Raw genomic sequence first — 23,639 nt, 5'->3', positions numbered from 1 at the left:
AAGCCTACACTCAAAGAAACAACATCAAAATCACCTGCGCCAGAATTACCCGTACGAACATCGTCAACGGGTAAACTGTCGCGTATGCCACGGAAGGAGAATCATTATCCACGGTCGTGTTGACATAATTCAACGCCATCGGATTAGACATACTCCCGCACAACATTCCCGCCACCGAACCGAAATCAATCTTCATCCACTTGATTGCCACAGCCGCCACAAGCACGACAGGAACCACCGTGATAGCAAAACCGAGAGCCACCCACAACGCTCCTTCCGGACGAAAAACCGTTTCGAAGAAATGCGTACCGGCATCCAGCCCAAGACAAGCGAGATACATCGAAAGTCCCAAAGCCCGCAACATCAAGTTCGCACTAATCGTCGTGTAAGTAATCATATGTATCCGAGGACCGAAAGCACCGACCAGAATACCCATTATAATCGGACCTCCCGCCAATCCCAACTTCACCGGAAAACTGATACCGGGAATAGCCAAAGGTATTGAACCGAGCAACAAACCGAATACCATACCGATAAACACCGCCACAAGATTAGGTTCGTCAAGGTCTTTCACGGCATCACCCACAGCTTCCCCCACCCGGGCAATAGCAGCCTCCTCACCAACCACATTCAAACGGTCGCCCAACTGCAAGACAAGATCAGGTGTCGGCAAAAGCACGATTCCCGCTCGGTAAATACGAGTCACGTTAATCCCGAACTCGTTCCGTAGGCGCAATGTCCCCAACCGCTTCCCGTTAATATCGGGACGTGTAATCACGATACGATGCGACACGAGTTGGTTATCCACGGCATTCCAGTCGATATCCTCCTGATTCCAATCCGTCGTGTCCCGCTCACCAATCATTCCCGACAAAGCGTCAACATCACTCTCCGTGATAATAACCAGCAAACGATCGCCAAGCTGCACTACCGTGTCGGAAGCCGGAATGACTACCTTCCCGTCACGCCACAAACGGGAAATCACGAATCTCTTCGACGCCATTCGCGCTATATCTTTAATTGTCTTGCCCTCCACGCCGGGATTGCTCACGTTCAACCCCACAACAATCGTCTTCTTATGCTTATCATCATTCGATTTCTTGAAAAAGATATTCGAGGCAAAAAGTTTACGCACGAAAATCACGGCAAGAATCACCCCGACTACCCCCAACGGATAAGCCACCGCACATCCCAACGCTATATCGGAAGGAGCCATCGTCGGATCTCCCATCTGCTTCAACGTCTGTTGTGCCGCTCCCAACGCCGGGGTATTTGTCACCGCACCGCTGAGAATACCTACCATGTCCGGCAAAGATACCCCCGTCGTCCAATGAAAACCCAAAGTCAGCATTACCCCGAGAGCCACCACGACCATTGCCAGTATATTCAACTTCAAACCGCCCTTTCCCAATGACGAGAAAAAACCGGGTCCCACCTGCAAACCGAGAGCGTACACGAAAATAATCAACCCGAAACTCTCGGCGTAATTCAACATCTGCGGATCAATCGTGAGACCGAAATGGCCTGCCATAATACCGGCAAAGAACACGAACGTCACCCCTAACGATACTCCCCAGATACTGATTTTCCCTAAAGCCAATCCCACTGCCGAAACCAGCGATATCACGATTACCGCCTGAATAACAGAGTGTTCTACAAATAAACTATTCAACCATTCCATATATTGAAATTTGAATGCCAAAATTAATAAATTTTCCTACCTTTGCAACAATCAAAGTTGGATTATGGAACGCGTGAAAAACAAAGAATCGATGTGTACCGGGTTTGAAGATATCTTCAAACAGCACTTTGCAACGTTATGTACCCACGCTACTACTTTCGTGAACGATCCGGACGCCTCGAAAGATATCGTTCATGACGTATTTCTCAGCTTGTGGAGTCACCGGGAAGAAATAGACTTTTCCCGTCCTATCCTGCCTTACCTGTTCAGCCTTACCCGCAACAGGGCAATCAATTACTTGGCACACCGGAAAGTAGAGGACGCTCACGCACAACAGGCACTTGTCGAGGAACCGGTATACACCCTATCCGAGCCTTCCGATCGGGATGAACTCATCAACCGTATCATAAAACGAATAGACCAACTTCCGGAACGTTGCTCGCGGGTGATGAAATTATGCTTTATAGAATGCAAAAAATATAAAGAAATAGCGGAAGAACTTAACATCTCGGTCAACACCGTTAAAACACACGTAACCACCGGATTAAATATATTACGTGATGAGTTTCCCTCTTCTCTGCTATTACTTCTTCTCGTTCACGAAGACTCTTTGCGCAACGATAGCACACCGGAGGGCTATCAACGATAATCAAATTATTAGAAATTTACATAACAAATCTTCTTCTCTCCACGTTACAACGAAAAATATTAAATAAAAACGGAGGAAAACATATCTCATTTTAAATTTTTCGTTATGACTAAACCAACTAAGAACATCACTACAACTCAACTCGCGCTAATGACCGCCGCTGCGGTAATCAGCCTGCGAGGTTTACCAATGATGGCACAAGAAGAACTTACCATGTTCTTCTATATATTCTTTGCCACCTTCCTGTTTCTTATTCCCGCCGCCCTTGTTGGAGCGGAATTAGGTAGTGCTTTCGCCTCCAAAGGAGGAGGCGTCTACACGTGGGTAAAAGAAGCTTTCAACCAACGGATGGGATTTGCCGCTATCTTCCTGCAATGGATACAGAACGTGGTTTGGTATCCTACCGTCCTCGGTTTTGCCGCCGCATCCATCGCGTACATGATAGGCAAACCCGATCTGGCACAGAACGGAATGTTTGTCGGATTATTCTCTATCATCATGTACTGGTTTGCCACGTGGGTAACCCTCAAGGGGACTTCCACCGTATCCAAGCTCACCAGCCAAGGCTTCTTGATCGGAACGGTATTACCCGGAATCGTCGTCATCGTTATGGCTATCATCTGGGTGGTTGATAAAAACCCGATAGCTCTGGAACACGTGCCGGCCACCGTTTCGGAAGTTGTAAATATAGACGCCGCACATCACGTGCATCCCCGTCTGTTCCCTCACATCACAGGAATGAGCGATATCGCTTTCCTTGCAGGAATATTACTTCTTTTTGCCGGAGTTGAAGTACACGCCGTACACGCCCAAGAATTACAAAACCCTCAAAAACAATTCCCGGCCGCCATGTTCCTCGCGGCGTTGATCTCTTTCGCGTTGTTTACCCTAGGAGCTTTGGCAGTGGCAATCGTCACCCCTTATGACCAGATAAACCTTCAATCGGGATTATTTACCACCTTCCAACAATTGTTCGACCATTACCATGTCGGCTGGCTATCCAACGTGATGGGACTCCTTGTCGCTTTCGGGGCTCTCGCCGGAGTTATGTCATGGATATCCGGCCCCAGCCGCGGTCTACTCTGGACAGCAAAAGACGGACAACTTCCCGATTTACTGAAGAAAACCAATAAAAACGGGATACAAATTAACATCCTTATCATACAAGGATGTATCGTTTCCGTTCTATCTTCACTTTACATGATCATGGACGACGTCAGCGTTGCATTCTTCCTGTTGAGCGCCCTCACGATCGGATTGTACTTACTTATGTACATGATGATGTACGCCTCCGGCATTAAGCTGAGGTACACGCAACCCGACCTTCCCCGTAGTTACCGGGTACCGGGAGGAAATCTGGGAATGTGGCTTATAGCGGGCATAGGCTTTCTTGCAGTACTATTCTCCTTCGCTGTCACCTTCTTCCCACCATCCCAACTACCTGTCGGCAGCCCGGCAATGTATACCGGACTTGTCGTCATAGGAACCGTGGTATTCTTCTCCATCCCATTCATAATCAGTATCGCGATGGAAAAGAAACGCCAACGAAGCGGACATTAACCGCATAACATACCGAGAGCGGTAAGTTTTTCACTTATCGCTCTTTTTTTTATGCACCGGGATATTCCCCTCTTTTACAAAACCGGAAGTGCTTCCGGATCTATCTTTTCAAGAATATCAAACTCCGTGTAAGAAGTCTTTGCTACCGCTTTCCGATGAGTCGTTGTCTCCTTCGCCAGTAAATACGTTATTTTCCCCTGACTGTCTATCGTGTATCCTTCCACATAAGCATACCTCACATCTTCGGGAATACGCGTTCTTCCTTGTTCATCCGGAGTAACTCTTCTAAAACCGGGAGTAATTATCCTGATCCTCTCATTTACATCAAACTTCTTATTGGCATCTATATACTGCTGCCTCAAAGTATCTTGTTGCGAACGAGCATCAATAATAATATCCTCAAGTGCCTTCATCTGAGATAAATAATCCTCTCTATTCATGCTACTTTTGAAATAAAATAAACATACCTTAATACATCATCACTGTTTTACAAATATATACAAAAAAATATAAACACCACATTTTTCCACGAAAAATGATTTTAATCGAATAATAAAGGAAATAGCCAAATCTTCCTAATCCATTAACGAGTCTACAACTATCAGAAAAATTCACATCCCGAAATTTCAATTCAAAATCATATTCCCACCAAAAAAACATTTCAAAATCACGCATTTTATTCTAATATTGAAATAATTTATTACATTTGTGCGACAATTCGAATTTGTTAAGAGGGCGAACGGGAAAGCAAACGGGAAATACGCCCTCTTTTTTTATTGCGTTAGATTGGTGTAAATAAAAGTATTAGGTCATGTTTCAAATTCCCGGGGATAAGTTCGACGAAAAAAAATTAAAAAAAGTTCATTTTTTTCTCACCCATTTTCGAGATGAATCTGTGATATAAGAAAACAAGAAGAAAAAAGCTAAAAATGGACGAAAAATACGATAGAATAGAATTTATTCTTTCTCATTTGAGGGAGCCGGAGAAGTTGTTGGACGAAAAGTTTATAGAGTGGCTACTTATCAAAGAGAACAAAGAATTGTTCGAGGAGGTAATCTTGAATCGAGAGGCGTTTTTACGCGAGGAGTACGGGCGGCAGATCGTGGTGAGCGAGGAGTGGAAGAAGTTCCGGCAAAAGGTACAAGAAAAGAATATGACTTCACAAAGGAGTCGAACGATACGGCAACACCGGGTTGGAAGGAGAGCGTGGCTATCCGTGGTTGCATGCACGGGCGTGTTGCTGAGCGTGGCGGGAGGATTGATGCTAAAACAGCATTTTACAAAACAGAAAACGATTCAAGTGGCAAAAGAAGTACACAAGGGCAAACAAGGTGCCATATTGACAACCGCATCGGGACAAGTCTACGATCTGACTCAAACGGAGATTCACTTGGAAACACCTCAAGGTACACAGATCGTGAACGACACCTCGAATTTACTTGCCTATCAAACCAATAGCCCGGCAGGTTCACAACATCAACAGGTTCGGGATTCACAGATAATACTTCCTTCCTACCACACGATACAAATCCCGGCAGGAACAGACTATGGAGTGACACTTACCGACGGGACGCGAATATGGTTGAACTGCGAATCGAAATTACGCTTTCCCGAACAATTCGAGGAAGGGAAACCGCGAGAGGTGTTTCTCGAAGGAGAAGGATTCTTCCAAGTCGTGCATGCCGAAGGATGGCCTTTCATAGTAAACACGAAGGGCATGAAAGTACAAGTGACGGGAACGTGTTTCAATGTAAAATCTTATCCCACCGAAGACATCGTGCATACCACGCTGGTGGAAGGTTCCGTTTGGGCTTACACCGACAAATCGAAAGTGTTGTTGAAACCCTCGGAGCAATTCCGTCTGGATAGGATAACCGGAGAAACTTCCGTCCAAAAAGTGGACACGGACTTATACACGGGATGGGTGAAAGGGATGTTTGTCTTCCGCAACCAACGTTTGGAAGACGTGATGAACGAGGTGGCTCGTTGGTACGGGATGACAATCTTCTACACCAACCCGGAAGCGAAAGAGATAAAAATTTCGGCAAATCTGGATAAATACGAAGAAATCGACAACTTACTGGAAATTATCAACGAGAGCGGGAAAGTGCTTGCCGTCCGGAAGGCAAACACGATTACCGTTCAAACCCGATAATAAGAAAAGGATCGGGGCCTGCTCCAACATTTCCCGATCCTAGGAATTAATTAGTCATTAATTAACTGAACAAAGTTATGAAAAAAAGATGGAAAAGCGTTTTTCCCTCCGGGGGAAATACGCGAAAAATGATTAGATGTATGAAATTGACATTACTATTACTCACGTGTTTCGTGATACAAACCTTTGCCGGGGCGAACGCGCAAACCGTCACGATCAAGAAGAAAAATGCCACCTTGGAAGAGGTAATCTGGGAGTTAAAGCAACAAAGCCACTTCACCTTCATGTACAATGATACGGACATTGCACCCGTGAAAGGCATCACGCTTAATGAAACCGATGTAGACATAGAAAAGATTCTACAAAAATGCTTGGAGAACACGAACTTGGAATACGTCGTTCTAAATAACGCTATTGTTATCAAACTCAAAGCCAATACACAGGACGAAAAAAAATCTATCACGTTAAAAGGTTGGGTTTATGACAAGAAAAAAGAACCGATGCCGGGAGTAACTATAAAACTAGCTAACACGAGCATTGGAACAGCAACAAACAATAAAGGTTGGTTTTCTTTACAACTTCCAACAACCAAAGGCTCTTTAGAATTTTCTTTCGTGGGTTTCAAAACACAAGTCATCAACTTCACGGAAAAAACAGATACCCTCCGCATCACCCTAGAGGAAGACATACAAATGTTGGACGAAACTGTCGTTGTTGCCTATGGAAATACCACGAAAAGAAAAATGACAGGCGCAGTGTCAACGATAAAGGCTGATGAAATAAAAGGAATTCCGACATCAAGTATTGCTAACCTATTACAAGGACGGGTAGCCGGTATGGATATAACCAATATCTCCGGAGCACCGGGAGGAGGCGATATTGCAGTCACAATCCGAGGTTACAACTCATTAGATGTCGAACAAAAACGTCGTTTTTCCAATCCTTTATGGGTGGTGGACGGGATGCCGTTAAACTCTTTTACTTCACCTATCACGGGAGCAAACTTATTGGCTGATTTAAACCCGGATATGATCGAATCAATTCAAGTATTAAAAGATGCTTCCTCTGCGGCAATTTATGGTTCACGTGCAGCAAACGGAGTAATTATTGTTACCACGAAAAAAGGATTGAAAGATCAAGATGCTACATTTTCTGTCAATTTTTCCCAATCATGGAGCATTCTGCCACGTTATCCCGATTTAACGTCAGGACGAGCAGAACGAGCCTTTCGTTTGGCTGCCAATAGAAAGTATTATCGTGCATATTTAGATAAAGAAACCAATCGCTGGAAATACCCGACTTCTTTAAAGGAACAATACGAACACAATACACAAGGAGCCACATTAGACAAAAATTGGATTCCAAACACGGAATATTGGGGAACAGGAAATGGCACGATGTTTCAAGATAGTTTAAATCCTTTTTACAACAATTCCACGAATTTTTTCAAAATGTATTTTGAAACAGGTAAAATTACAAATGCAAACATTCAAACGTATGGAGGTACAACGAGAACAACTTACGCCATCGGATTAGGTTTATACGATGAAACAGGTATTTATAAGGGCACAGGATACCGGAGAATTGATCTAAATGCCAATTTAAATGTGAATCCGGTAAAAAAATTGACTGTAGATTTACGTTTTAACGCTTCTATCACACGAAAAAAACGGGCAAGTTCAAATGCTTCTGAAAATTTAGCTTATTCGGAAAATGCAGTCCCAATAGAAACAGTCCCGGGAGAACCCTATCAATTATCATCCTTATTGCCAGGAGAAGGTTCCATCGTGTGGGAGCAAGCCCTAAACGCATACAAAGGTACAAAAGAAAACAATCGTTCCGTACGCTTAAGAACGAACATGAAATTAGGTTACGAAATCATAGAGGGATTGAATATTTCTTCTTCCTTGGCTGCTGATTATGTCATTGACCGTCGAAACTATTTCCAACCGGCAAATTTAAGCTATTCCGGTTATTCTAAAAGCATCGGGGAAACGGGGATAAATCTCATGGTTCTAAATGAAAATTTATTGACATACAAAAAAGTAATTCATGAAGACCATCATGTTGACTTTGTAGCCGGTTTCTCTTACCAGTATGATCAAGAGGAATACAACGGAGGATACGCCCAAAATTCACCAAGTGATAAAATATATTATGCCCCGGATGGAATGCCGGATATCGGGTATGAAGATTGGGGAGGTGGCGAATCTCGTCCAATCGCTTTCAAAAATTATCAATCCGACATGCAAGAAAAATGTTTACTCTCTTATTTTGCCCGTTTGGAATACGGTTTTCGAGATAAATATCTACTTTCATTTAGCATTCGCAGGGACGGAAGTTCCACATTTGGAAAAAACAACCGTTGGGGAACTTTCCCCTCTATCGCAGCAGGATGGAATTTTTCTGAAGAAAACTGGATAAAAGAACACTTAGCATGGTTCTCTTTCGGTAAAATACGTGCAAGTTGGGGACGTTCTGGTATGCATTTCGCACAAAACTATTTAGCATTAGGAATCTTTGTCACGGATATTCCTTACATGGGTAACGGAATGATTCGTCCCCAATGGTTTGGAGGACTATATAATGATAAATTGAGTTGGGAAGAAACCGACCAATATGATTTTGGGACTGACTTGGATTTTTTTGACTATCGCTTAGGATTTACGGTTGATTATTATTATCGGCTTACAGACAAATTACTTGATAGAATCAATTTACCCACAGGCTCTTATCAACGATATGATTCCCAATGGCAAAATGCAAAAACAATTTCAAACGAAGGTATAGAACTAATGGTTCGTTACGAGATATTCCGACGTCCCGAGCTGTATTGGAAAATTTCTATCAACGCTGCCAAAAACTGGAATCGCTTCAAAAAATCCACGAACGGAAAAGATGACGGAGCCGAACGAATTATAGGAAAAGCTTTAAACGGAATTTATTTACCTAAAACAGACGGCTATATAAATTCACAAGATGAAATACCCGTGTTCTATAATTCTGTTGGTGTAAGTCATTATCTAGGAGGAGATGAAGGTAATAGTACTTATTTCAAACCCGGGGATTACAAGTTCATTGATGTGAACGGTGACGGACAAATCGGTTTTGAAGACCGAGTATATTGTGGCAGTGCCTTACCCGAGATAAGCGGAGGAATTGTGAATGAAGTACGTTGGAAAAATTTTGATTTGAATATGCTGATATCCTATCAATTAGGACGACATATGATAAATTATATATCTAAAAGATGTTTGGGCATGCCCGGTGAATACCCCGCTATCGCAATGAATTTAAATAAAGTAACTTTCTGGGAAAAAAACGGAGATAAATCAGATTTCCCCATGTGGCAAGGAAATGCTGACCACAACTGGGGTAGCGTTAAGGATGACGTAGAAAAAGTAAACTGGTTAAAGCTAAAGACCGTAACTTTAGGCTATTCGCTCCCCCAAAATTGGATCAAACGTTGTGGGCTTTCAGAATTACGTTTCTTTGCCAGTGGAGAAAACTTGTTCACGTGGACAAACTATTCCGGTATAGAACCGGAAACGGTGGATATTCGCTCCGGAATAGATGGAAACAATGGAGCATTACCCTATCCATTGGCTCGCAAGTTTACTTTAGGTTTAACGATAAAATTCTAAACCATGAAACACATATATTATTTATTCCTCTTCACATTTTTATTGAATTGCACGGCTTGCGTGGATTCCTTGGACATGAGCCCGGAAAACTCTGTCACATTCATGAATGTTTTTGAAACAGAACGAGAACTAGAGATTGGCGTAATGGGTGCGGAAGCCTCTGTACGCAATGAATGCGTTGGTCAAGACCTTGCCCCCAATGGAGAATATTCGGATTACATTGAAGAAGGTTCATCGTCACTATTACAAGAACATGAACCCTTTATGTATATTGTAGATTGGGATTGGTTTTATCGTGTAATCTCATACGCTAATGTACCATTACCTTATATTGATAAAATTGACATGCCAAAAGAAAGACGCAATTTTTACAGGGGACAAATCTACTTCTTTAAAGCATTTGCTTACTTGCATATCGTTCGTCTATGCGGAGATTGCGTCTTGATTCGTGACGAAGTGGAAACCACCCCACAAGGGCAAACCTCTTGGATAAAAGTAATAGATTACGCCATTGAATTAGCTAAAGAAGCGGTACAACTTCTCCCCGAATGGGACAAATTAACGGACGCAAACGGCAATGCTGTAACTCATCGTGCCCGTCCATGCAAAGGTGCGGCAAATGCCTTGTTAGCCCATTTGTGCGCGTGGAAAGCTGGTTGTAAATACATGGCAAAACCGGAAGACCGAAATTATGATGAACAGGAACTGTGGAAAATAGCGGAACAAGCTTGCACGGACATCATCAAGCGGGAAGATATTTATAAACTAGCGGATACCCCGGAAGACATGTGTGAAACAACCTTCATGGGTGGTTCAAAGGAGAGTGTTTTCGAGAGTATTTTCCGAAATTATTGGGATGAATTGGCTCAGACAAAATGGGATCAACGTCTAGCTTCAACCGATATGGCAGTATTTTATCAAGGCTATCCAGTGGTTACGGGGGCAACGATGGCTAATATACAATACATGAGATTCCGAATCACGAATGAAACCGTTGAAAAAATGTTCTCCAAAGACGATTTAAGACGAGATGCTTGGTTTTATCGGTATGAATATATGCGTGATTCCGTGGATATTGATATAACAGGCGGATACGCTTACCCTTACAAACACCGTAAAGCCTATGTTTCCACGGACGGAGGTGCGGGCGGCGGAGAATTTATCAATTTCGACGCTAATAAAATCTGGTGGCGATTAGCCGATATTATTCTATTGAGAGCTGAATGCCGGGCTAGATTAGGTGGCAGTTACCTGCAAGGTGCGATAGACGACCTGAACACTATCCGGACTCGTGCAAAAGCAAAATTATATGATGCATCCGAGTATGGCGGTAACTTGCGTTATACAATATTTAAAGAACGGGAAAAAGAATTCCTGATAGAGGGTGGACGTTGGTTTGACGTGTTACGCAATGAATACTACAAAACGGAATTATATGGCGGTTTTCGTAACGTAAGCGCCCAAGATATTATTGACGGTGTATTCTTTGGTGCCCTTCAAAGTTCAAATTTTTGGGATAACCCCTTGTTAAGGCAAAATATATATTGGCAACGAAGAATGTAAATGGAACAACGTAAATCTATTAAATTGAAGTTTATGAAAAAAATATATAATATATTTGTTTGTATTAGTGCCGCAATCTTCCTGTCTTCTTGTACCGCACAAGATTGGTATGACAGCGGGGTTTCCAGCCCTTATCATGATTGTTCTATCATGGAGTATTTACGAAAAGATACATATAACTGGGAATTAACCGTAAAATTGATAGAACGGGCAGGATTAACCGATATGTTCGAGGGAAAAGACTCGAATTACAAAGAGATTACTTTCTTTGCTCCCCCGAGTTACACTATATTACGACATTTATGGAATAACGGTATGGAATCAGTGGACGAGATGAGTATAAAGGATTGTAAAGCAATCGTGCTACGCCACGTGTTGAACAAAAAATACTTGAAAGCCGACTTTGCATACCGTAATGTAGACTATATGATTGACGACGAATTACAAGACGGAGGAACGGATGTTGAAACTTTAGGCGGCAGTCATTTACGAATTTATCGAGATAAATCGGCTTATGGCGGAGTTCCTGATTTAGGTCCCGAGACCATGTACATTTATTCTTTTACAAAAGCAACAATGGTTCCTCTCGCCACCCCAGACATTCAACCTCTGAATGGAGTAGTTCATGCATTGAATTATAATTACGATTTGGGAAGAATATAATGGAGGTATTAAAAAATTAAAACTATGAAGAATATAATTATATTGACGATTATTGCCATGGTTACTTGGCTTGGAGTCGGGTGTCAAGATGTAACCATAGGCTATTTATTGACAGAAAATGCCAGTTATGAAACCGATTCAATGATTGTAAAAAAAGATTTAGATATTACACCTCCAAGTTGGGGTATTTGGTCGAACCCGGAATATTACGATTTAATCAACATGGGGATACCACCTGAAGAAATTCTCGAATGGGGAATCGAACCTACTTATGAAGGTATGGGAGGAGAAGGAGAAGATTATTATCGGTTAAAGTGGAAACAACCATGGGTAAGCGTACCTATCGAAGGCATTCAAGGAACTCAACAGATTTATGTTACCGTGAAAGAAATCAAAACAACGAATGGCGATGCTAATAAATTAGCGGATTGCCTAACTGTTAGAGGTAATGGAATATTCGAGGTTCCTATTGAACATGATATTCCCGTCGGACGTTACGTGATCTCCTTAAATTTCTCGAACGAGGGGTACTCGAAAGACGTAAATGATTGTTTCACCATCATCGTTAAATAAACCATCGTTGTGTGTCAGGAGGGCACTTTCACTAATGCCCTCCTCTACCCCTTCACAAAAATAATCCTTGTTTTCCCGGCGTTTGACAAGGAATGTTAAGCCTATAAAGTCGAAATAGACTTGAATTTATTAATCACCAAAGGAAACGAGCTCGTGTCTTTACAGGATTTGTCAAATGACCACCGGAAATATCTTGACCGGTTTCTCACCTTGCAACGAGAGTCTTTCGAAAGAACTAAAGCCAGCCTGCTCGGCACGACCTCTTTCCGTCCATCCGATTTCATGCTTGAAGGTACCGAAATAGACTTGAACGAATTAATCAATTTCCTATGGCATTCCGGTGCGGTGAAAGGCATCACTCCCGGTGTCACGAAAAAGGCTTTCGCGGGATACTTCTCGGCCATGATGAACCGGAAATGCGCCAATAATTTCGAAGATAGGATACACCAATCTCTCGGGCGTTACAACCCGCTTAAATACGTGGACAAACTGCGGGAGCAGTACCTCGATTATGCGGAGCAACGAGAACAGAGAAAAAAATAACTTCCCTTCCTTTTCACTAACCACAAATCTACAATATTATGGAAAAATATATTGACATCGAGTATCAACTCCACGTGTTACTGGAATGTAACCACACGTTATTGAACCAAGTGGAAATATTGCTCAACCGAGTGGACCAACAAACGATAGCCCCAACTACAGAATGGCTGGACGGCAACGATGTCTGTCGCATTCTGAAAATATGCCCCCGAACATTACAAGTTTATTGTAACAAAAATATTCTCCCCTTCCGGCGTTTAGGAGGCAAAGTATTTTTCAGCAAAACGGACATCGAGGCTACATTGGAAGCGAAGAAATTTTAACGAAGAACACGTATTAAACAATCTGCATTTCTTGCAAATCCACTTTTAACAAGTGGATTTGCAAAACAATGACAAGTTTATACTAAAATCAAAACCATTAAAGAATACATGAGAACCTTATTTTTCCACATATTCATCAGCAATCTCAATTAGGTCAAGTTTTATATCATCCCAATTTTTACCAAGCAAACATATAGGATCAGGAAATTCATCCGCAACACTAAAATCAGTGAACAATCGTAACAACTCTTTGGGCTCATGTTCCCACGGATGCCTTTTCTCATGAAAAGCAAACATTTCAGATAGTGGAAATCTAGCAAGCAAAAGATGTAAATCCCAAAAATCCTTTTTTCGTCCACCGCGAGACACCACATTCATTTTCATCGCAATAATATCACTTAGGCTAGCCATACGTATATTGTCAATGATTTCAATCTCATTTATAAAAGAATCCGTGTACATCAGATCAAGTTTTATATAATTATCAGCAGACAACCCTATATAATATGATCTGCCATTTCCCACTACTGAAGTTGTATCCGTGGATTCATAATATGGAAATCTAGCACGAAGATAAGATTCAAAATTCCGGTAATTTAGACTACCGTATTCTACATCTGTGAATAAATCAATATCTTCTGAAATACGATGACCAAATCGCAAACTGAGATTAGTTCCACCAACTAAACGAAACGGGTTAAACAATTCTTCCGCCATCAGCATATCAAGAATTTCCTTCAAATATGGTTTTACCGTTTCATAATGTAATACTGTCATTAGAATGTTTCGTTTTAGTAATCCGATAATAATTGTTCGATTTGTAACTTTCAAGTTCAGTAACGTCTATATTATAGAAACGTGCTATTTCTTTCTTCTCTGCTTTATTTCCTCGTTCTAAAACCCTTTGTATTACGGCTTTTTTGTATTTACCCCAGTCTATCGAATCAAAATCTACGTCCCAAAACAAAGACTTTCGGATATTGGGAATTCCAGATACAGACCGACTTAATTCCTTATTCTTAAATTCTATTACTAAATAATACGCCTGAAGAGCATATAAGAATCCATCTTCGTATCCCAATGCCTGTTCTATCTTAAGAGATAATTCAATTGTCAGTTGCCGCCGCCCGTTAATTATAGCATTAAGAGTTTGACTATGAACACCAATAGAAGCAGCGAAAGAACGCTGGCTGAGATTTTTCTTTTTTAAATCTCGGCTAATGATCTTTCCCGGATGAATTCCTTTTAATATGTCAATTTTATGCACCATAATTCTTTTTACAAAGATACGAAAATGCAAACAAATTTGTTTGCATTTTTATAACAAAAATCACAACACTAATTCCCGAAACAGTTTCTCGAACGTCACGTCAAGGTCGGCAGAGAAACCGGGATGAGGACGGGAGGTCTGTATTGAAGTACTCCGGACGGCGGTAAGCCAACGGAAACGTTCGGGAATTTCAAATTCGGCAATAGGACCGCCCTCTTTCGCACCGGAACAGATACGATCGAAAACACGCAGATTATTTTCTATCACCTCAACCTCCGCCTCCGGAAAAAGCGTTCTCAATTTATCCTCGTGCAGGATATATTTTGCCTTGAGGTATTTTTTCCGTTTGGAAAACAAAATGATTCCCACGTTCACAAATTCTTCCCGTTCCACCCGGGGCACAACCCGGATGACCGCATATTCATACAAGTATTTCTCTGGCATGTTGAGCTTCTTTTATAAATATTTCCGAATGTGCTACCCGCTCCACGAGGAAACGCACGTAAGTATCTTTAATCTCCGAAGGCAATACGCCGAAATCTTCCCAATTCAACCATTCGTCGGGAATCAAATGGACAATCTCCCGTATTTTTTCCGGCGTGAGCAAGGCTTTCAGTCCGGCATCCACTTCCACCAACCGGCTCGCCCGAGGCAACAAGACATGATCTTTTACCTGCCCGAAAGGACTCAAGACGTGTTTTTCCCAATTCACCCACGAGTAATGAAAATAAAGTGATGAACCGTGGTCTATCAACCAAAGTTCCTTGTGCCACATCAACAAATTGGTATTTCGTATCGTGCGGTCGATATTCGTGAGCAAGGCATCCAACCAAACAATTTTCGATGCCAATTCGGGATCAATTATATTCACCGTGGGCTCGAACCCTAATGCCCCCGACAAGAAATGAAGCCCCAAGTTTAATCCCCGGCTCGCTTTCAGCAAATCCTGTATCTCCTCGTCGCCTTCCGCCTGCCCGAATGCTTCGTCCAGTTGAAGAAACACGATCTCGGGCACCCGTAATCCCAAAGCACGAGCCACCTCTCCCCCGATCAGTTCAGCGATCAAAGCTTTTGCCCCGTGACCTGCACCCCGGAATTTCACCACGTATTTGAATTCATCATCCGCTTCCGCCAATGCCGGCAAAGAGCCGCCTTCACGCAAGGGCATGATATACCTCGTAACATTTGCAGTCCGTAACTCCATATCGTTCCTTTATTTTAGCAAAAACAAAGATATAAATAAACGACAATTTTACCGGAGATTTCACACGAAATACTCTATTAACTTTTTTTATTTAAGCAGTAATATTGTATGTACAAATTAAAAAACAAAAGATATGAAAGAAAAAAGTATGACAGATGAAAACATGAGTTTGTTGTTGAAAAATAGCAGAACATTGATAGACAAAGTCAACTTGTTACTGGAAAAACTGGAACATTACACTTACACCCCGGCAACCGAATGGTTGGATTCCTGAGAGGTATGGCGTTTCCTGAAGATGGGAAAAGAGGATATGAATTAAAAACAAGAAAGGGGTAAAAACCCCTTTTCTTCAAAAACTCCTCCGTCTGCTTCGCAGCCACCTCCTCTATAAACAGAGGAGGATCTGGTGAATCTTTCCAAAAACGGCGAGTAACCAAGCTCCCCCTCTGTTTATAGAGGGGGTACGGCGTAGACGGGAAGAAGCTAAAATGACTTTTACCCCTTTCTTGTTTTTTAATATCTCCGATTGTTCCCGCCGCTTCTTTCAACACGGGGACGTGCAACGGTTACGCTAATTGTCTTTCCTTCAAATTCCGTTTCATTCAATTTAGCAATAGCCTCTTGAGCCTCCGGCTCATTCGCCATTTCAACAAACCCGAAACCACGTGACCTTTTAGTTTCGCGGTCTGTAATAATGTAGGCAGAAGTTACACTACCATACGCTGAAAATAATTCTTGTAAGCTTTCACTCGTCGTGCTATAGCTTAAATTGGATACATAGATGTTCATCATTTAGGTATTTAATTATTGATAATGGGTTATCCTTTAACTTGCAAGAGCGATTCTCACGGCATTCATGCCTTTACGACCGCGTTCCAACTCAAAAGTAACCATATTTCCTTCAACAATAGGGTTTTGGACGCTGGTAATATAGAAAAAATATTTTTCCGTACTATTGACATCCTTGATAAAACCGAATCCCCTGTCCTCGTTAAAATATTCCACCCGACCTCTCAACACGGTTTCTTCGGTTTCCTCTTTCTTTAATGTAGAGACAGCAATGTCTTCTATATTAATCTCCTGTTTGTTATTCATATCAGGAGGGGTATCGGTAATAAGACCATTTTCATCGACATAAGCGATCATATCCTCAAAAGATCCGTTACCGGCATTTGCTTTACGCTCCTCTTTGCGTTTCTGTTTTTCCAGTTTCTTACTCTGTTTCTTCTTTTCTAATTCTCTTTTACTAAACGATATCGCCATAGGCATTTATAAATTATTATAGTTATATTTACGCGGAGACAGATACCGCGTTCAATTCTTTTCCTGTCAGTTTCTGTATATTTTTAAGCATGATACTTTCTTCCTGTGAACAGAACGTCAGAGCAGTCCCGCTATTCCCGGCACGCCCGGTACGTCCGATCCGGTGCACGTAAGTTTCCGCCATATCAGGCAAATCGTAATTAATCACAATCTCCAGATTGGCAATATCTATTCCCCTCGCGGCAATGTCCGTGGCAATAATCACGCGAGTTTTACCCGATTTAAAATTCGAGAGTGCACGCTGCCTGGCGTTTTGAGTCTTATCACCATGAATAGCCTCACAGCCTATGCCCTGCTTGTTCAGCACCCGGGCAATTCTATCCGCCCCGTGTTTGGTTCTTGAAAAGACCAAAACCGTCTTTTTCTTTTCCTTTGCCAGAATCTCGACAAGCAATTTGCTCTTTTGAGATTTTTCCACGAAATACAATCTCTGGTGGATGGTATCGACGACCGACGACACGGGTGCCACCTCTATTCTAACGGGTTTGTACAGAATTGATTTGGATAGGTTAGCAATTGTCACGGGCATGGTTGCCGAAAAGAAAAGACACTGCTTTTGTTTCGGTAGCATAGGCAACAATCGTTTTATATCGTGTACAAAACCCATATCGAGCATCCGGTCTACTTCATCCAAGACGAAGTGACGGATATGGCTAAGGGAAATGTATTTTTGATTAATCAAATCCAGCAAACGCCCCGGCGTTGCCACCAGAACATCCACCCCGGATTGAAGTTGTTCTACTTGTGATCGTTGATTTACTCCCCCGAATATTACCGTGTGGCGTACACTCGTGTATTTGGCATAATCACGAAAACACTCATCTATCTGGATTGCCAATTCTCGTGTCGGGGTAAGGATTAATGCCTGAATCTCCCTTTTCCGGTTCTTGGGCATCTGTTGATCAAGCTGTTGAATAATGGGAATAGCGAACGCTGCGGTTTTACCCGTTCCCGTTTGTGCCAAACCTAATAAATCACGCCCCTCCAATGCGACCGGTATCGCCTGTTCCTGAATGGGAGTCGGCGTTTCATATTTCTTATTTACCAAAGCCTTCAATATCGGCTCCGAAATATTCAATTCTCTAAATGTCATAAAATATCTGCTACTTTACAGCTAGCTCTGTCTAATTAAAAATTTAAAACAAATAAGTTGATTTTGAAGTCAATTTTGACGATGAAAAGACCTGCCTGAATACGACAGAGCAAAGCACAGCTCTAAAAGATACAATATGAACTCGATTGTTTGTTCTGCAAAGATACGAAAAATAATTTAACAATCCAACTCACTCCCGCACTTCACTAGGGCAAACGCGTCAAAACGCTTTTCGCCCGGTTCATAAAGTTGAGCTTTCAGCTCCTAAAGTTTATAAAGTTCATAAAGTAACGGGCGTCCTTCGGACAAGGTTTACCGGCAGCCATGCTGCCGTGGACAAAGCGCCCGCTAGGGTCCATAAACCTTATGAACTTTATAGACTTTATAAACTTTTAACTAAAAGGGCGAAAAGCGTTTTGACGCGTTTGCCCTGCGCACTTCACCTTTGATTATGAATTGGAGGATGGGGCGGCGGGGATCGTTGCAGTAGAGCGTAATTTGTTTGCGTTGTTTGCCGATTCTTCCGGCGGAGTGGAAAACGACGTCAAGTTGGGTGGATTTGCCGGGGAGAATGACACGTTGCCCGGGGACGACGGCGGTACAACCGCAGGTGGTTTCGATTTTGCGGAGCAGAAGGCTACCGCTGCCTGTGTTACGAATAGGGATGATGATCGATTTTTCTTCACCTTCCTTTAGCGTTCCGAAATCATATTCCAAAGAATCAACCTCTATTCGGGGAGCTTTGGCTTTTTCTTCCTCGCTCCACTCGTTAAAATTCTCCTTTACTTCAGCTTCGGCAACAACGCCGAAAGAATAATCCACTTCTCCATCAACCAAAAAACGGAGAACATTATAATATTCACCCAACAACATTTCATTTTCCGGTCGGAAAGTGATAATCAAAGTATCTATCTCACCGGAAGCGATATCATATCCTCCCAAACGCCAGTCTTGAACGCTCCCTCCTATTTTCCGACAAGTCAACTCAGGGAAACTATTAAAGCCTTCCAATCGGACAGCCTTACTCTTGGGGTTATATACCATGACGGTATCCGTGTACTCCCGCCCGACATAAGTCGTACCTAAAGCAATATTCTCTTTATTGAACAACAGATCGCCCAAGGGGTAAATAAACCCTTCCGGAACTTTCTTCCCGGAACAGGCACAAACCCCCAAAGACAATATAAAAATCCAATAAAAATTTCTCATGACAAATCATAAATCGTTTATGAATTTCAAAGCTACTATTAAAATCTTAATTTCGTCCGGGCATTCTCCGAATTTTGTGGAGAAAACGTATTTTTGCCTCGAAAACAGCATAATTAATCAGAGAAAAGTAGTAATTAATGGTTTCGTTAGTGGATTATTTACTGTTCTGTTTATCCCTCCAAGATAAATTTGTTGCAGTAAAATGAAGCAAAATCTTTAATTATAAATTTTAATCCACCATGAAAACAAAGAATTTATTCATTGCACTTATTTCGATGTTGTTCGCCTTTCAAGCGTGCACGACGGATGACGTGTCATTAACAGAAACAGGCCCCGGTGACTGGACGAATCTCTATGCCATCAAAGACAATGCTTTCGGGGAATATCTAAAATACCTGAAGGTTAGCGGAGTTTATTCCCAAGTATCCAACGAGAGCGGGAACGCCGTTATCTCCTACGTGATCGACACGGTTGAATCCCAAGGCTACACGGGAGAGATCAACCTCAACAAGAGTAACAGTTCCATGACGAAACTGGAAACAGCCGGACTGACGACAGCTAAAGAGAAAATCAAAGACTTGGACGGCATCCAGTATTTTCCGGGAGCCACGTCATTAATCCTCACGTCAAACGAGTTGACATCCATCAATTTGAGCAAGTCTGTGAATCTAACCTTATTGAATTTGAACAACAACTGGATAGGTTCGTTGGATTTGTCGCAAAACACGAAATTAAAAACACTTTTATATAACGCCAGTAGCAGCGCATCTGCCCCGGAAAACAGCAAACTTATCGAGATTGATCTTACTCACAACGTGGAATTAGACACGATATCCATGACAAATCACGAGTTGGAAAGTATCGACCTGTCACAGAACACGAAACTACGGGGAGTAAACTTTAAAGGTAACAGCAATACTTTGTACATACCGCAAGAAGTGTACGACAGATTGAATACGGCGACCGGATTACAGCCGAGCAAAGAACCAGAAACCCCGGGAGAAGGGGATTACTACATGATTCCGGATAAAGCCTTCGGCGAATTTTTACACTACCGTTTAAAAGATCAGGGTATCGTGGCAGAAGAAAACGGAACGTATAAAATTGACAAGACAAAAGCCGCCGCCTACACGGGAGAACTGGATCTGACCAAAAGCAAAAGCGCTATTACCGAACTCACGGAGGCCGGACTTGAAACGGCAGAAACCAAATTAACCGACTTGAGCGGTATCGAATATTTCACGGGAATCACCTCGTTGAAACTGGTTTCCAATCAAGTTACCTCTTTAGATATCACAAAACTCGTGAACCTCACTTATCTGGATTTGAACGCTAACTGGATCGGCAGTTTGGATTTAACCAAAAATACGAAGTTAGAATACCTGCGTTACGGGGCTAGTTCAAGTAAAGATGCCCCGGAAAACAGCAAACTTTCCAATCTCGACTTAACACAGAACACAGTATTAACCACCATTTTATTAAGCGGTCATTTATTGAATGACTTGGATTTAAGTAAAAACACGAAATTGACTGTCATTGACTTAAGTAAAAACCCGGGAGTTCCCTTTGTCGTTTCCTCTGAAGTTTACGACAATGTTGCAGCCGAAGGCAATAAGAACACGGTCATCGACAGTATCAAAAAATAACACCATGATTTACATAGGAGCACTTATTTCAATTCAATTCATTGCCCTGACTGCCTACTGGCTGTTCAAGAAGTATCACGCACAGGCGGTACTGCTTTTCAGCGGTTTGGCGATGTTGACCTTAGCATTGCTGCTGGGGTTCGATATTCCCGAACTGAAGAACGCTACCGGACTGAAAGAGTTCGATCTCTTCAAAGTGATACAGGAGATTTTCAGCGAGAAAGGTGCGGGAGTGGGATTGATGATTATGACCATCGGAGGATTCGTGGCTTACATGAAGCACATCAAGGCAAGCGATGCCCTCGTGTACGTTTCCATGCAGCCGCTGTCTATTTTCCGGAAGTACCCCTATCTCGCCGCATCACTGGTGATACCTATCGGGCAACTGCTGTTTATCTGCACTCCCTCGGCGACGGGGCTGGGACTACTGCTGGTAGCTTCCATCTACCCGGTTCTCGTGAGTCTGGGTGTCAGCAAACTGTCTGCCGTATCGGTAATCTCGGCATGCACGGTATTCGACATGGGGCCCGCCTCGGCAAATACAGCCAGAGCATCGGAACTCGTGGGGATGAATAACGTGATGTACTTTATCGAACACCAGATGCCGCTGACCATCCCTATGACGATACTGCTCATGGTAGTGTATTACTTCAGTAACCGGTATTACGACAGGAAAGACGCGTTGCACAAACAACCCGAAGAACCCAAACGGGAAGATTTCAAGGTAGATGTACCTCTGATTTACGCCATTCTTCCGGTATTGCCGTTGATCCTGTTGATCGTGTTCTCGAAATACATTCAATTGTTCAACTTCTCGGTAGAACTCGACACGACGACAGCGATGTTCATGTCATTCTTTATCGCTATCATCTTCGAGCTGATCCGGCAAAAGAACCTCAAGAATGTATTCGCTTCCATCAAAACGTTCTGGGACGGCATGGGAAAAGTCTTCGCCAGCGTGATCACGTTGATCGTGGCCGCCGAAGTCTTCTCCAGAGGATTGATCAGCCTCGGCTTTATCGATTCGCTGGTGATGCTCTCGCAGCACATCGGGTTCTCCGGGGCAGCCATAGCCATATTGATGACACTGCTCATCTTCGCAGCTTCCATGTTGATGGGCAGCGGTAACGCATCATTTTTCTCGTTCGGACCGCTGGTTCCTTCCATCGCAACCAAAGTAGGATTGGATGGGGTGAACATGATATTACCGATGCAGCTTGCCTCCAGCATGGGGCGCGCGGCATCACCTATCGCCGGGGTTATCATCGCCATATCGGAAATCGCCGGGGTATCGTCCTTCGACCTTGCCCGCCGGAACCTGATTCCGCTATCGGTTACCATGATAGTCATGCTGGCATATCACTTCTTAATCGGATAAGGTATGAATATTACAATTATAAGAAACGCGAATATATACGCCCCGGAAAAACTGGGGATAAAAGATCTTCTCGTGTGTAACGGGAAAATAATCATGGTGGATGAGAAGATCGAGTTGACGAGTGTGAGCCACTCGGAGATCGATGCCGGGGGCATGATCGTGACCCCCGGTTTTATCGATCAACACATGCATATTATCGGTGCAGGCGGCAAAAGCGGTTATTTCTCCATCACCCCCGAAGTACAACCGAGCGAACTGATTCGCTGTGGAACCACCACGGTAGTAGGTCTGCTGGGTACCGACGGTATCACGAAAGAATTGACCACTCTCTACGCCAAATGCAAGTCACTGGAACAGTACGGTATCGGGGCATATATGCTCACGAGTTATTTCGCCGTACCCCCGAAAACGATCATGAACAGCGTGGCAGAGGATATGTTGTTTATTGACAAAATCATCGGTTGCAAGGTAGCCATTAGCGATGAACGGTGTTCATTCCCGACCAAGGAGGAGCTACTGCGCCTGATCAATCAAGTACACACAGGTGGTCTGACTTCCGGCAAGGGAGGAGTTTTACATATCCACTTGGGAGCGTTACCTTCCCGTATGCAACTCCTGTTGGAAATCGCACGGGAATATCCCACGCTGGTAAAACACATCTCTCCCACTCACGTGGGCAGAACGGCAGCCTTATTCGAGGAAGCCGTCAAGTTTGCCCTTCTGGGAGGAATGATTGATATCACCACGGGAGGCACCAAATACGATGAACCCTACAAGATTCTGTTGCACGGTCTGGAAAAAGGAGTACCTATCGACCGCATGACTTTCAGCAGCGACGGCAACGCGGGAATGAGCAAGAAAGATCCGGAAACGGGCGAACTCGTGTTCTACAAAGCCCCCTTGCACTTGAACCTGCAACAAGTGCAGAAACTGGTGAAAGAAGGTGGACTACCGTTAGAAGAGGCTCTCCGCCCGGTAACGACCAATCCGGCAAAGAACATGACCTTGCGCACGAAGGGACGCGTAGCCCCGGATTGTGACGCCGATTTCTGTTTATTCGACAACGAACTGAACCTGCAAGGCGTGATCGCGGGTGGTGTGGAATGGATGCGCCGGGGACAGTTGGTAAAGGTTGGGAATTTCGAAACGCTTTAACTTGAA

At 43.1% G+C, this 23,639-nt stretch carries 23 protein-coding genes; 13 read left to right on the top strand and 10 right to left on the bottom strand.

What is annotated here, in order from left to right; translation table 11 throughout:
- Positions 1-10: 10 nt before the first annotated feature.
- Positions 11-1,681 carry a putative transporter gene (locus tag ACK8P8_RS06870; protein ID WP_227214588.1) on the bottom strand — a complete coding sequence of 557 codons (1,671 nt, stop codon included), beginning with the start codon at positions 1,679-1,681 and terminating at the stop codon, positions 11-13.
- Positions 1,682-1,745: 64 nt separating this feature from the next.
- Here ACK8P8_RS06870 and ACK8P8_RS06865 point away from each other — a divergent pair, with 64 nt between their 5' ends.
- Positions 1,746-2,330 carry an RNA polymerase sigma-70 factor gene (locus ACK8P8_RS06865; protein ID WP_186975241.1) on the top strand — a complete coding sequence of 195 codons (585 nt, stop codon included), beginning with the start codon at positions 1,746-1,748 and terminating at the stop codon, positions 2,328-2,330.
- 105 nt (positions 2,331-2,435) lie between these two features.
- On the top strand, positions 2,436-3,890 hold the full coding sequence (locus tag ACK8P8_RS06860) for an amino acid permease (protein ID WP_186975240.1): 1,455 nt from the start codon (positions 2,436-2,438) through the stop codon (positions 3,888-3,890).
- Positions 3,891-3,964: 74 nt separating this feature from the next.
- Here the strand turns inward: ACK8P8_RS06860 and ACK8P8_RS06855 are convergent, their stop codons facing one another.
- Positions 3,965-4,330 carry a hypothetical protein gene (locus ACK8P8_RS06855; protein WP_099292225.1) on the bottom strand — a complete coding sequence of 122 codons (366 nt, stop codon included), beginning with the start codon at positions 4,328-4,330 and terminating at the stop codon, positions 3,965-3,967.
- Between the two features lie 489 nt (positions 4,331-4,819).
- On the opposite strand from ACK8P8_RS06855, the gene ACK8P8_RS06850 reads away from it, so the two are divergent.
- From ACK8P8_RS06850 to ACK8P8_RS06820, 7 genes are all read left to right on the top strand, one after another.
- Entirely contained in the window at positions 4,820-6,046 is a 1,227-nt protein-coding gene (locus ACK8P8_RS06850) for a FecR family protein (protein WP_099292223.1), read from the top strand.
- A 236-nt stretch (positions 6,047-6,282) separates the two neighbouring features.
- The gene (locus ACK8P8_RS06845) at positions 6,283-9,690 is read left to right on the top strand and encodes a SusC/RagA family TonB-linked outer membrane protein (protein WP_410025655.1); all 3,408 of its coding nucleotides are present in this window, start codon (positions 6,283-6,285) and stop codon (positions 9,688-9,690) included.
- Positions 9,691-9,693: 3 nt separating this feature from the next.
- Positions 9,694-11,253 carry a RagB/SusD family nutrient uptake outer membrane protein gene (locus tag ACK8P8_RS06840; RefSeq protein WP_186975238.1) on the top strand — a complete coding sequence of 520 codons (1,560 nt, stop codon included), beginning with the start codon at positions 9,694-9,696 and terminating at the stop codon, positions 11,251-11,253.
- A gap of 33 nt (positions 11,254-11,286) precedes the next feature.
- Entirely contained in the window at positions 11,287-11,916 is a 630-nt protein-coding gene (locus ACK8P8_RS06835; RefSeq protein ID WP_186975237.1) for a fasciclin domain-containing protein, read from the top strand.
- Positions 11,917-11,940: 24 nt separating this feature from the next.
- A complete protein-coding gene (locus ACK8P8_RS06830; protein WP_099292221.1) occupies positions 11,941-12,489 on the top strand; it encodes a hypothetical protein in 549 nt (182 codons plus the stop codon).
- A 120-nt stretch (positions 12,490-12,609) separates the two neighbouring features.
- Positions 12,610-13,032, top strand: coding sequence for a hypothetical protein (locus ACK8P8_RS06825; RefSeq protein WP_099292220.1), 423 nt, complete (start codon positions 12,610-12,612; stop codon positions 13,030-13,032).
- Between the two features lie 38 nt (positions 13,033-13,070).
- Entirely contained in the window at positions 13,071-13,355 is a 285-nt protein-coding gene (locus ACK8P8_RS06820) for a helix-turn-helix domain-containing protein (RefSeq protein WP_303179789.1), read from the top strand.
- A gap of 117 nt (positions 13,356-13,472) precedes the next feature.
- Here the strand turns inward: ACK8P8_RS06820 and ACK8P8_RS06815 are convergent, their stop codons facing one another.
- The 4 genes from ACK8P8_RS06815 to ACK8P8_RS06800 are packed head-to-tail and all read right to left on the bottom strand — an operon-like array spanning position 13,473 to position 15,829.
- The gene (locus ACK8P8_RS06815) at positions 13,473-14,132 is read right to left on the bottom strand and encodes a nucleotidyl transferase AbiEii/AbiGii toxin family protein (RefSeq protein ID WP_099292218.1); all 660 of its coding nucleotides are present in this window, start codon (positions 14,130-14,132) and stop codon (positions 13,473-13,475) included.
- Positions 14,113-14,625, bottom strand: coding sequence for a HigA family addiction module antitoxin (locus ACK8P8_RS06810; protein ID WP_099292217.1), 513 nt, complete (start codon positions 14,623-14,625; stop codon positions 14,113-14,115). The genes ACK8P8_RS06815 and ACK8P8_RS06810 overlap by 20 nt, the downstream gene beginning before the upstream one ends.
- Positions 14,626-14,685: 60 nt before the next feature.
- Positions 14,686-15,069: a DUF3037 domain-containing protein gene (locus ACK8P8_RS06805; RefSeq protein ID WP_227214582.1), complete on the bottom strand. Its 384-nt coding sequence runs from the start codon at positions 15,067-15,069 to the stop codon at positions 14,686-14,688.
- Positions 15,047-15,829, bottom strand: coding sequence for a HipA family kinase (locus ACK8P8_RS06800; RefSeq protein ID WP_369860641.1), 783 nt, complete (start codon positions 15,827-15,829; stop codon positions 15,047-15,049). The genes ACK8P8_RS06805 and ACK8P8_RS06800 overlap by 23 nt, the downstream gene beginning before the upstream one ends.
- A gap of 133 nt (positions 15,830-15,962) precedes the next feature.
- On the opposite strand from ACK8P8_RS06800, the gene ACK8P8_RS06795 reads away from it, so the two are divergent.
- Entirely contained in the window at positions 15,963-16,103 is a 141-nt protein-coding gene (locus tag ACK8P8_RS06795) for a hypothetical protein (RefSeq protein WP_176555056.1), read from the top strand.
- A 239-nt stretch (positions 16,104-16,342) separates the two neighbouring features.
- On the opposite strand, the gene rbp is transcribed toward ACK8P8_RS06795, so the two are convergent.
- From rbp to ACK8P8_RS06775, 4 genes are all read right to left on the bottom strand, one after another.
- Positions 16,343-16,618 carry an RNA-binding regulator gene (gene rbp / locus ACK8P8_RS06790; RefSeq protein ID WP_099292214.1) on the bottom strand — a complete coding sequence of 92 codons (276 nt, stop codon included), beginning with the start codon at positions 16,616-16,618 and terminating at the stop codon, positions 16,343-16,345.
- Positions 16,619-16,654: 36 nt separating this feature from the next.
- Positions 16,655-17,098 (bottom strand): cold-shock protein, encoded by a 444-nt coding sequence (locus ACK8P8_RS06785; RefSeq protein WP_176555055.1) that lies wholly within the window; start codon positions 17,096-17,098, stop codon positions 16,655-16,657.
- A 22-nt stretch (positions 17,099-17,120) separates the two neighbouring features.
- Positions 17,121-18,245, bottom strand: a complete 1,125-nt coding sequence (locus tag ACK8P8_RS06780; RefSeq protein ID WP_099292212.1) for a DEAD/DEAH box helicase — start codon at positions 18,243-18,245, stop codon at positions 17,121-17,123.
- Between the two features lie 396 nt (positions 18,246-18,641).
- Positions 18,642-19,454 (bottom strand): DUF1573 domain-containing protein, encoded by an 813-nt coding sequence (locus tag ACK8P8_RS06775; protein ID WP_292271042.1) that lies wholly within the window; start codon positions 19,452-19,454, stop codon positions 18,642-18,644.
- 239 nt (positions 19,455-19,693) lie between these two features.
- On the opposite strand from ACK8P8_RS06775, the gene ACK8P8_RS06770 reads away from it, so the two are divergent.
- The 3 genes from ACK8P8_RS06770 to iadA are packed head-to-tail and all read left to right on the top strand — an operon-like array spanning position 19,694 to position 23,633.
- Positions 19,694-21,100, top strand: a complete 1,407-nt coding sequence (locus ACK8P8_RS06770) for a leucine-rich repeat domain-containing protein (RefSeq protein ID WP_369860642.1) — start codon at positions 19,694-19,696, stop codon at positions 21,098-21,100.
- A 4-nt stretch (positions 21,101-21,104) separates the two neighbouring features.
- Positions 21,105-22,478: a C4-dicarboxylate transporter DcuC gene (dcuC, locus tag ACK8P8_RS06765; RefSeq protein ID WP_099292208.1), complete on the top strand. Its 1,374-nt coding sequence runs from the start codon at positions 21,105-21,107 to the stop codon at positions 22,476-22,478.
- 3 nt (positions 22,479-22,481) lie between these two features.
- Positions 22,482-23,633, top strand: coding sequence for a beta-aspartyl-peptidase (gene iadA / locus ACK8P8_RS06760; RefSeq protein WP_369860643.1), 1,152 nt, complete (start codon positions 22,482-22,484; stop codon positions 23,631-23,633).
- Positions 23,634-23,639: the final 6 nt, after the last annotated feature.

It is taken from the genome of Butyricimonas muris, assembly GCF_046365375.1.
Classification (GTDB): domain Bacteria; phylum Bacteroidota; class Bacteroidia; order Bacteroidales; family Marinifilaceae; genus Butyricimonas; species Butyricimonas muris.
Note: the sequence above shows the minus strand (reverse complement) of the source record. Positions and strands in the feature narration are given on the sequence as shown.

Excerpts from the sequence above, each read along its gene's own strand:
- ACK8P8_RS06870 (WP_227214588.1), bottom strand. The coding sequence starts at position 1,681 with ATGGAATGGTTGAATAGTTTATTTGTAGAACACTCTGTTATTCAGGCG.
- ACK8P8_RS06865 (WP_186975241.1), top strand. The coding sequence starts at position 1,746 with ATGGAACGCGTGAAAAACAAAGAATCGATGTGTACCGGGTTTGAAGAT.
- ACK8P8_RS06860 (WP_186975240.1), top strand. The coding sequence starts at position 2,436 with ATGACTAAACCAACTAAGAACATCACTACAACTCAACTCGCGCTAATG.
- ACK8P8_RS06855 (WP_099292225.1), bottom strand. The coding sequence starts at position 4,330 with ATGAATAGAGAGGATTATTTATCTCAGATGAAGGCACTTGAGGATATT.
- ACK8P8_RS06850 (WP_099292223.1), top strand. The coding sequence starts at position 4,820 with ATGGACGAAAAATACGATAGAATAGAATTTATTCTTTCTCATTTGAGG.
- ACK8P8_RS06840 (WP_186975238.1), top strand. The coding sequence starts at position 9,694 with ATGAAACACATATATTATTTATTCCTCTTCACATTTTTATTGAATTGC.
- ACK8P8_RS06835 (WP_186975237.1), top strand. The coding sequence starts at position 11,287 with ATGAAAAAAATATATAATATATTTGTTTGTATTAGTGCCGCAATCTTC.
- ACK8P8_RS06830 (WP_099292221.1), top strand. The coding sequence starts at position 11,941 with ATGAAGAATATAATTATATTGACGATTATTGCCATGGTTACTTGGCTT.
- ACK8P8_RS06820 (WP_303179789.1), top strand. The coding sequence starts at position 13,071 with ATGGAAAAATATATTGACATCGAGTATCAACTCCACGTGTTACTGGAA.
- ACK8P8_RS06815 (WP_099292218.1), bottom strand. The coding sequence starts at position 14,132 with ATGACAGTATTACATTATGAAACGGTAAAACCATATTTGAAGGAAATT.
- ACK8P8_RS06810 (WP_099292217.1), bottom strand. The coding sequence starts at position 14,625 with ATGGTGCATAAAATTGACATATTAAAAGGAATTCATCCGGGAAAGATC.
- ACK8P8_RS06805 (WP_227214582.1), bottom strand. The coding sequence starts at position 15,069 with ATGCCAGAGAAATACTTGTATGAATATGCGGTCATCCGGGTTGTGCCC.
- ACK8P8_RS06800 (WP_369860641.1), bottom strand. The coding sequence starts at position 15,829 with ATGGAGTTACGGACTGCAAATGTTACGAGGTATATCATGCCCTTGCGT.
- ACK8P8_RS06795 (WP_176555056.1), top strand. The coding sequence starts at position 15,963 with ATGAAAGAAAAAAGTATGACAGATGAAAACATGAGTTTGTTGTTGAAA.
- rbp (WP_099292214.1), bottom strand. The coding sequence starts at position 16,618 with ATGAACATCTATGTATCCAATTTAAGCTATAGCACGACGAGTGAAAGC.
- ACK8P8_RS06785 (WP_176555055.1), bottom strand. The coding sequence starts at position 17,098 with ATGCCTATGGCGATATCGTTTAGTAAAAGAGAATTAGAAAAGAAGAAA.
- ACK8P8_RS06780 (WP_099292212.1), bottom strand. The coding sequence starts at position 18,245 with ATGACATTTAGAGAATTGAATATTTCGGAGCCGATATTGAAGGCTTTG.
- ACK8P8_RS06775 (WP_292271042.1), bottom strand. The coding sequence starts at position 19,454 with ATGAGAAATTTTTATTGGATTTTTATATTGTCTTTGGGGGTTTGTGCC.
- ACK8P8_RS06770 (WP_369860642.1), top strand. The coding sequence starts at position 19,694 with ATGAAAACAAAGAATTTATTCATTGCACTTATTTCGATGTTGTTCGCC.
- dcuC (WP_099292208.1), top strand. The coding sequence starts at position 21,105 with ATGATTTACATAGGAGCACTTATTTCAATTCAATTCATTGCCCTGACT.
- iadA (WP_369860643.1), top strand. The coding sequence starts at position 22,482 with ATGAATATTACAATTATAAGAAACGCGAATATATACGCCCCGGAAAAA.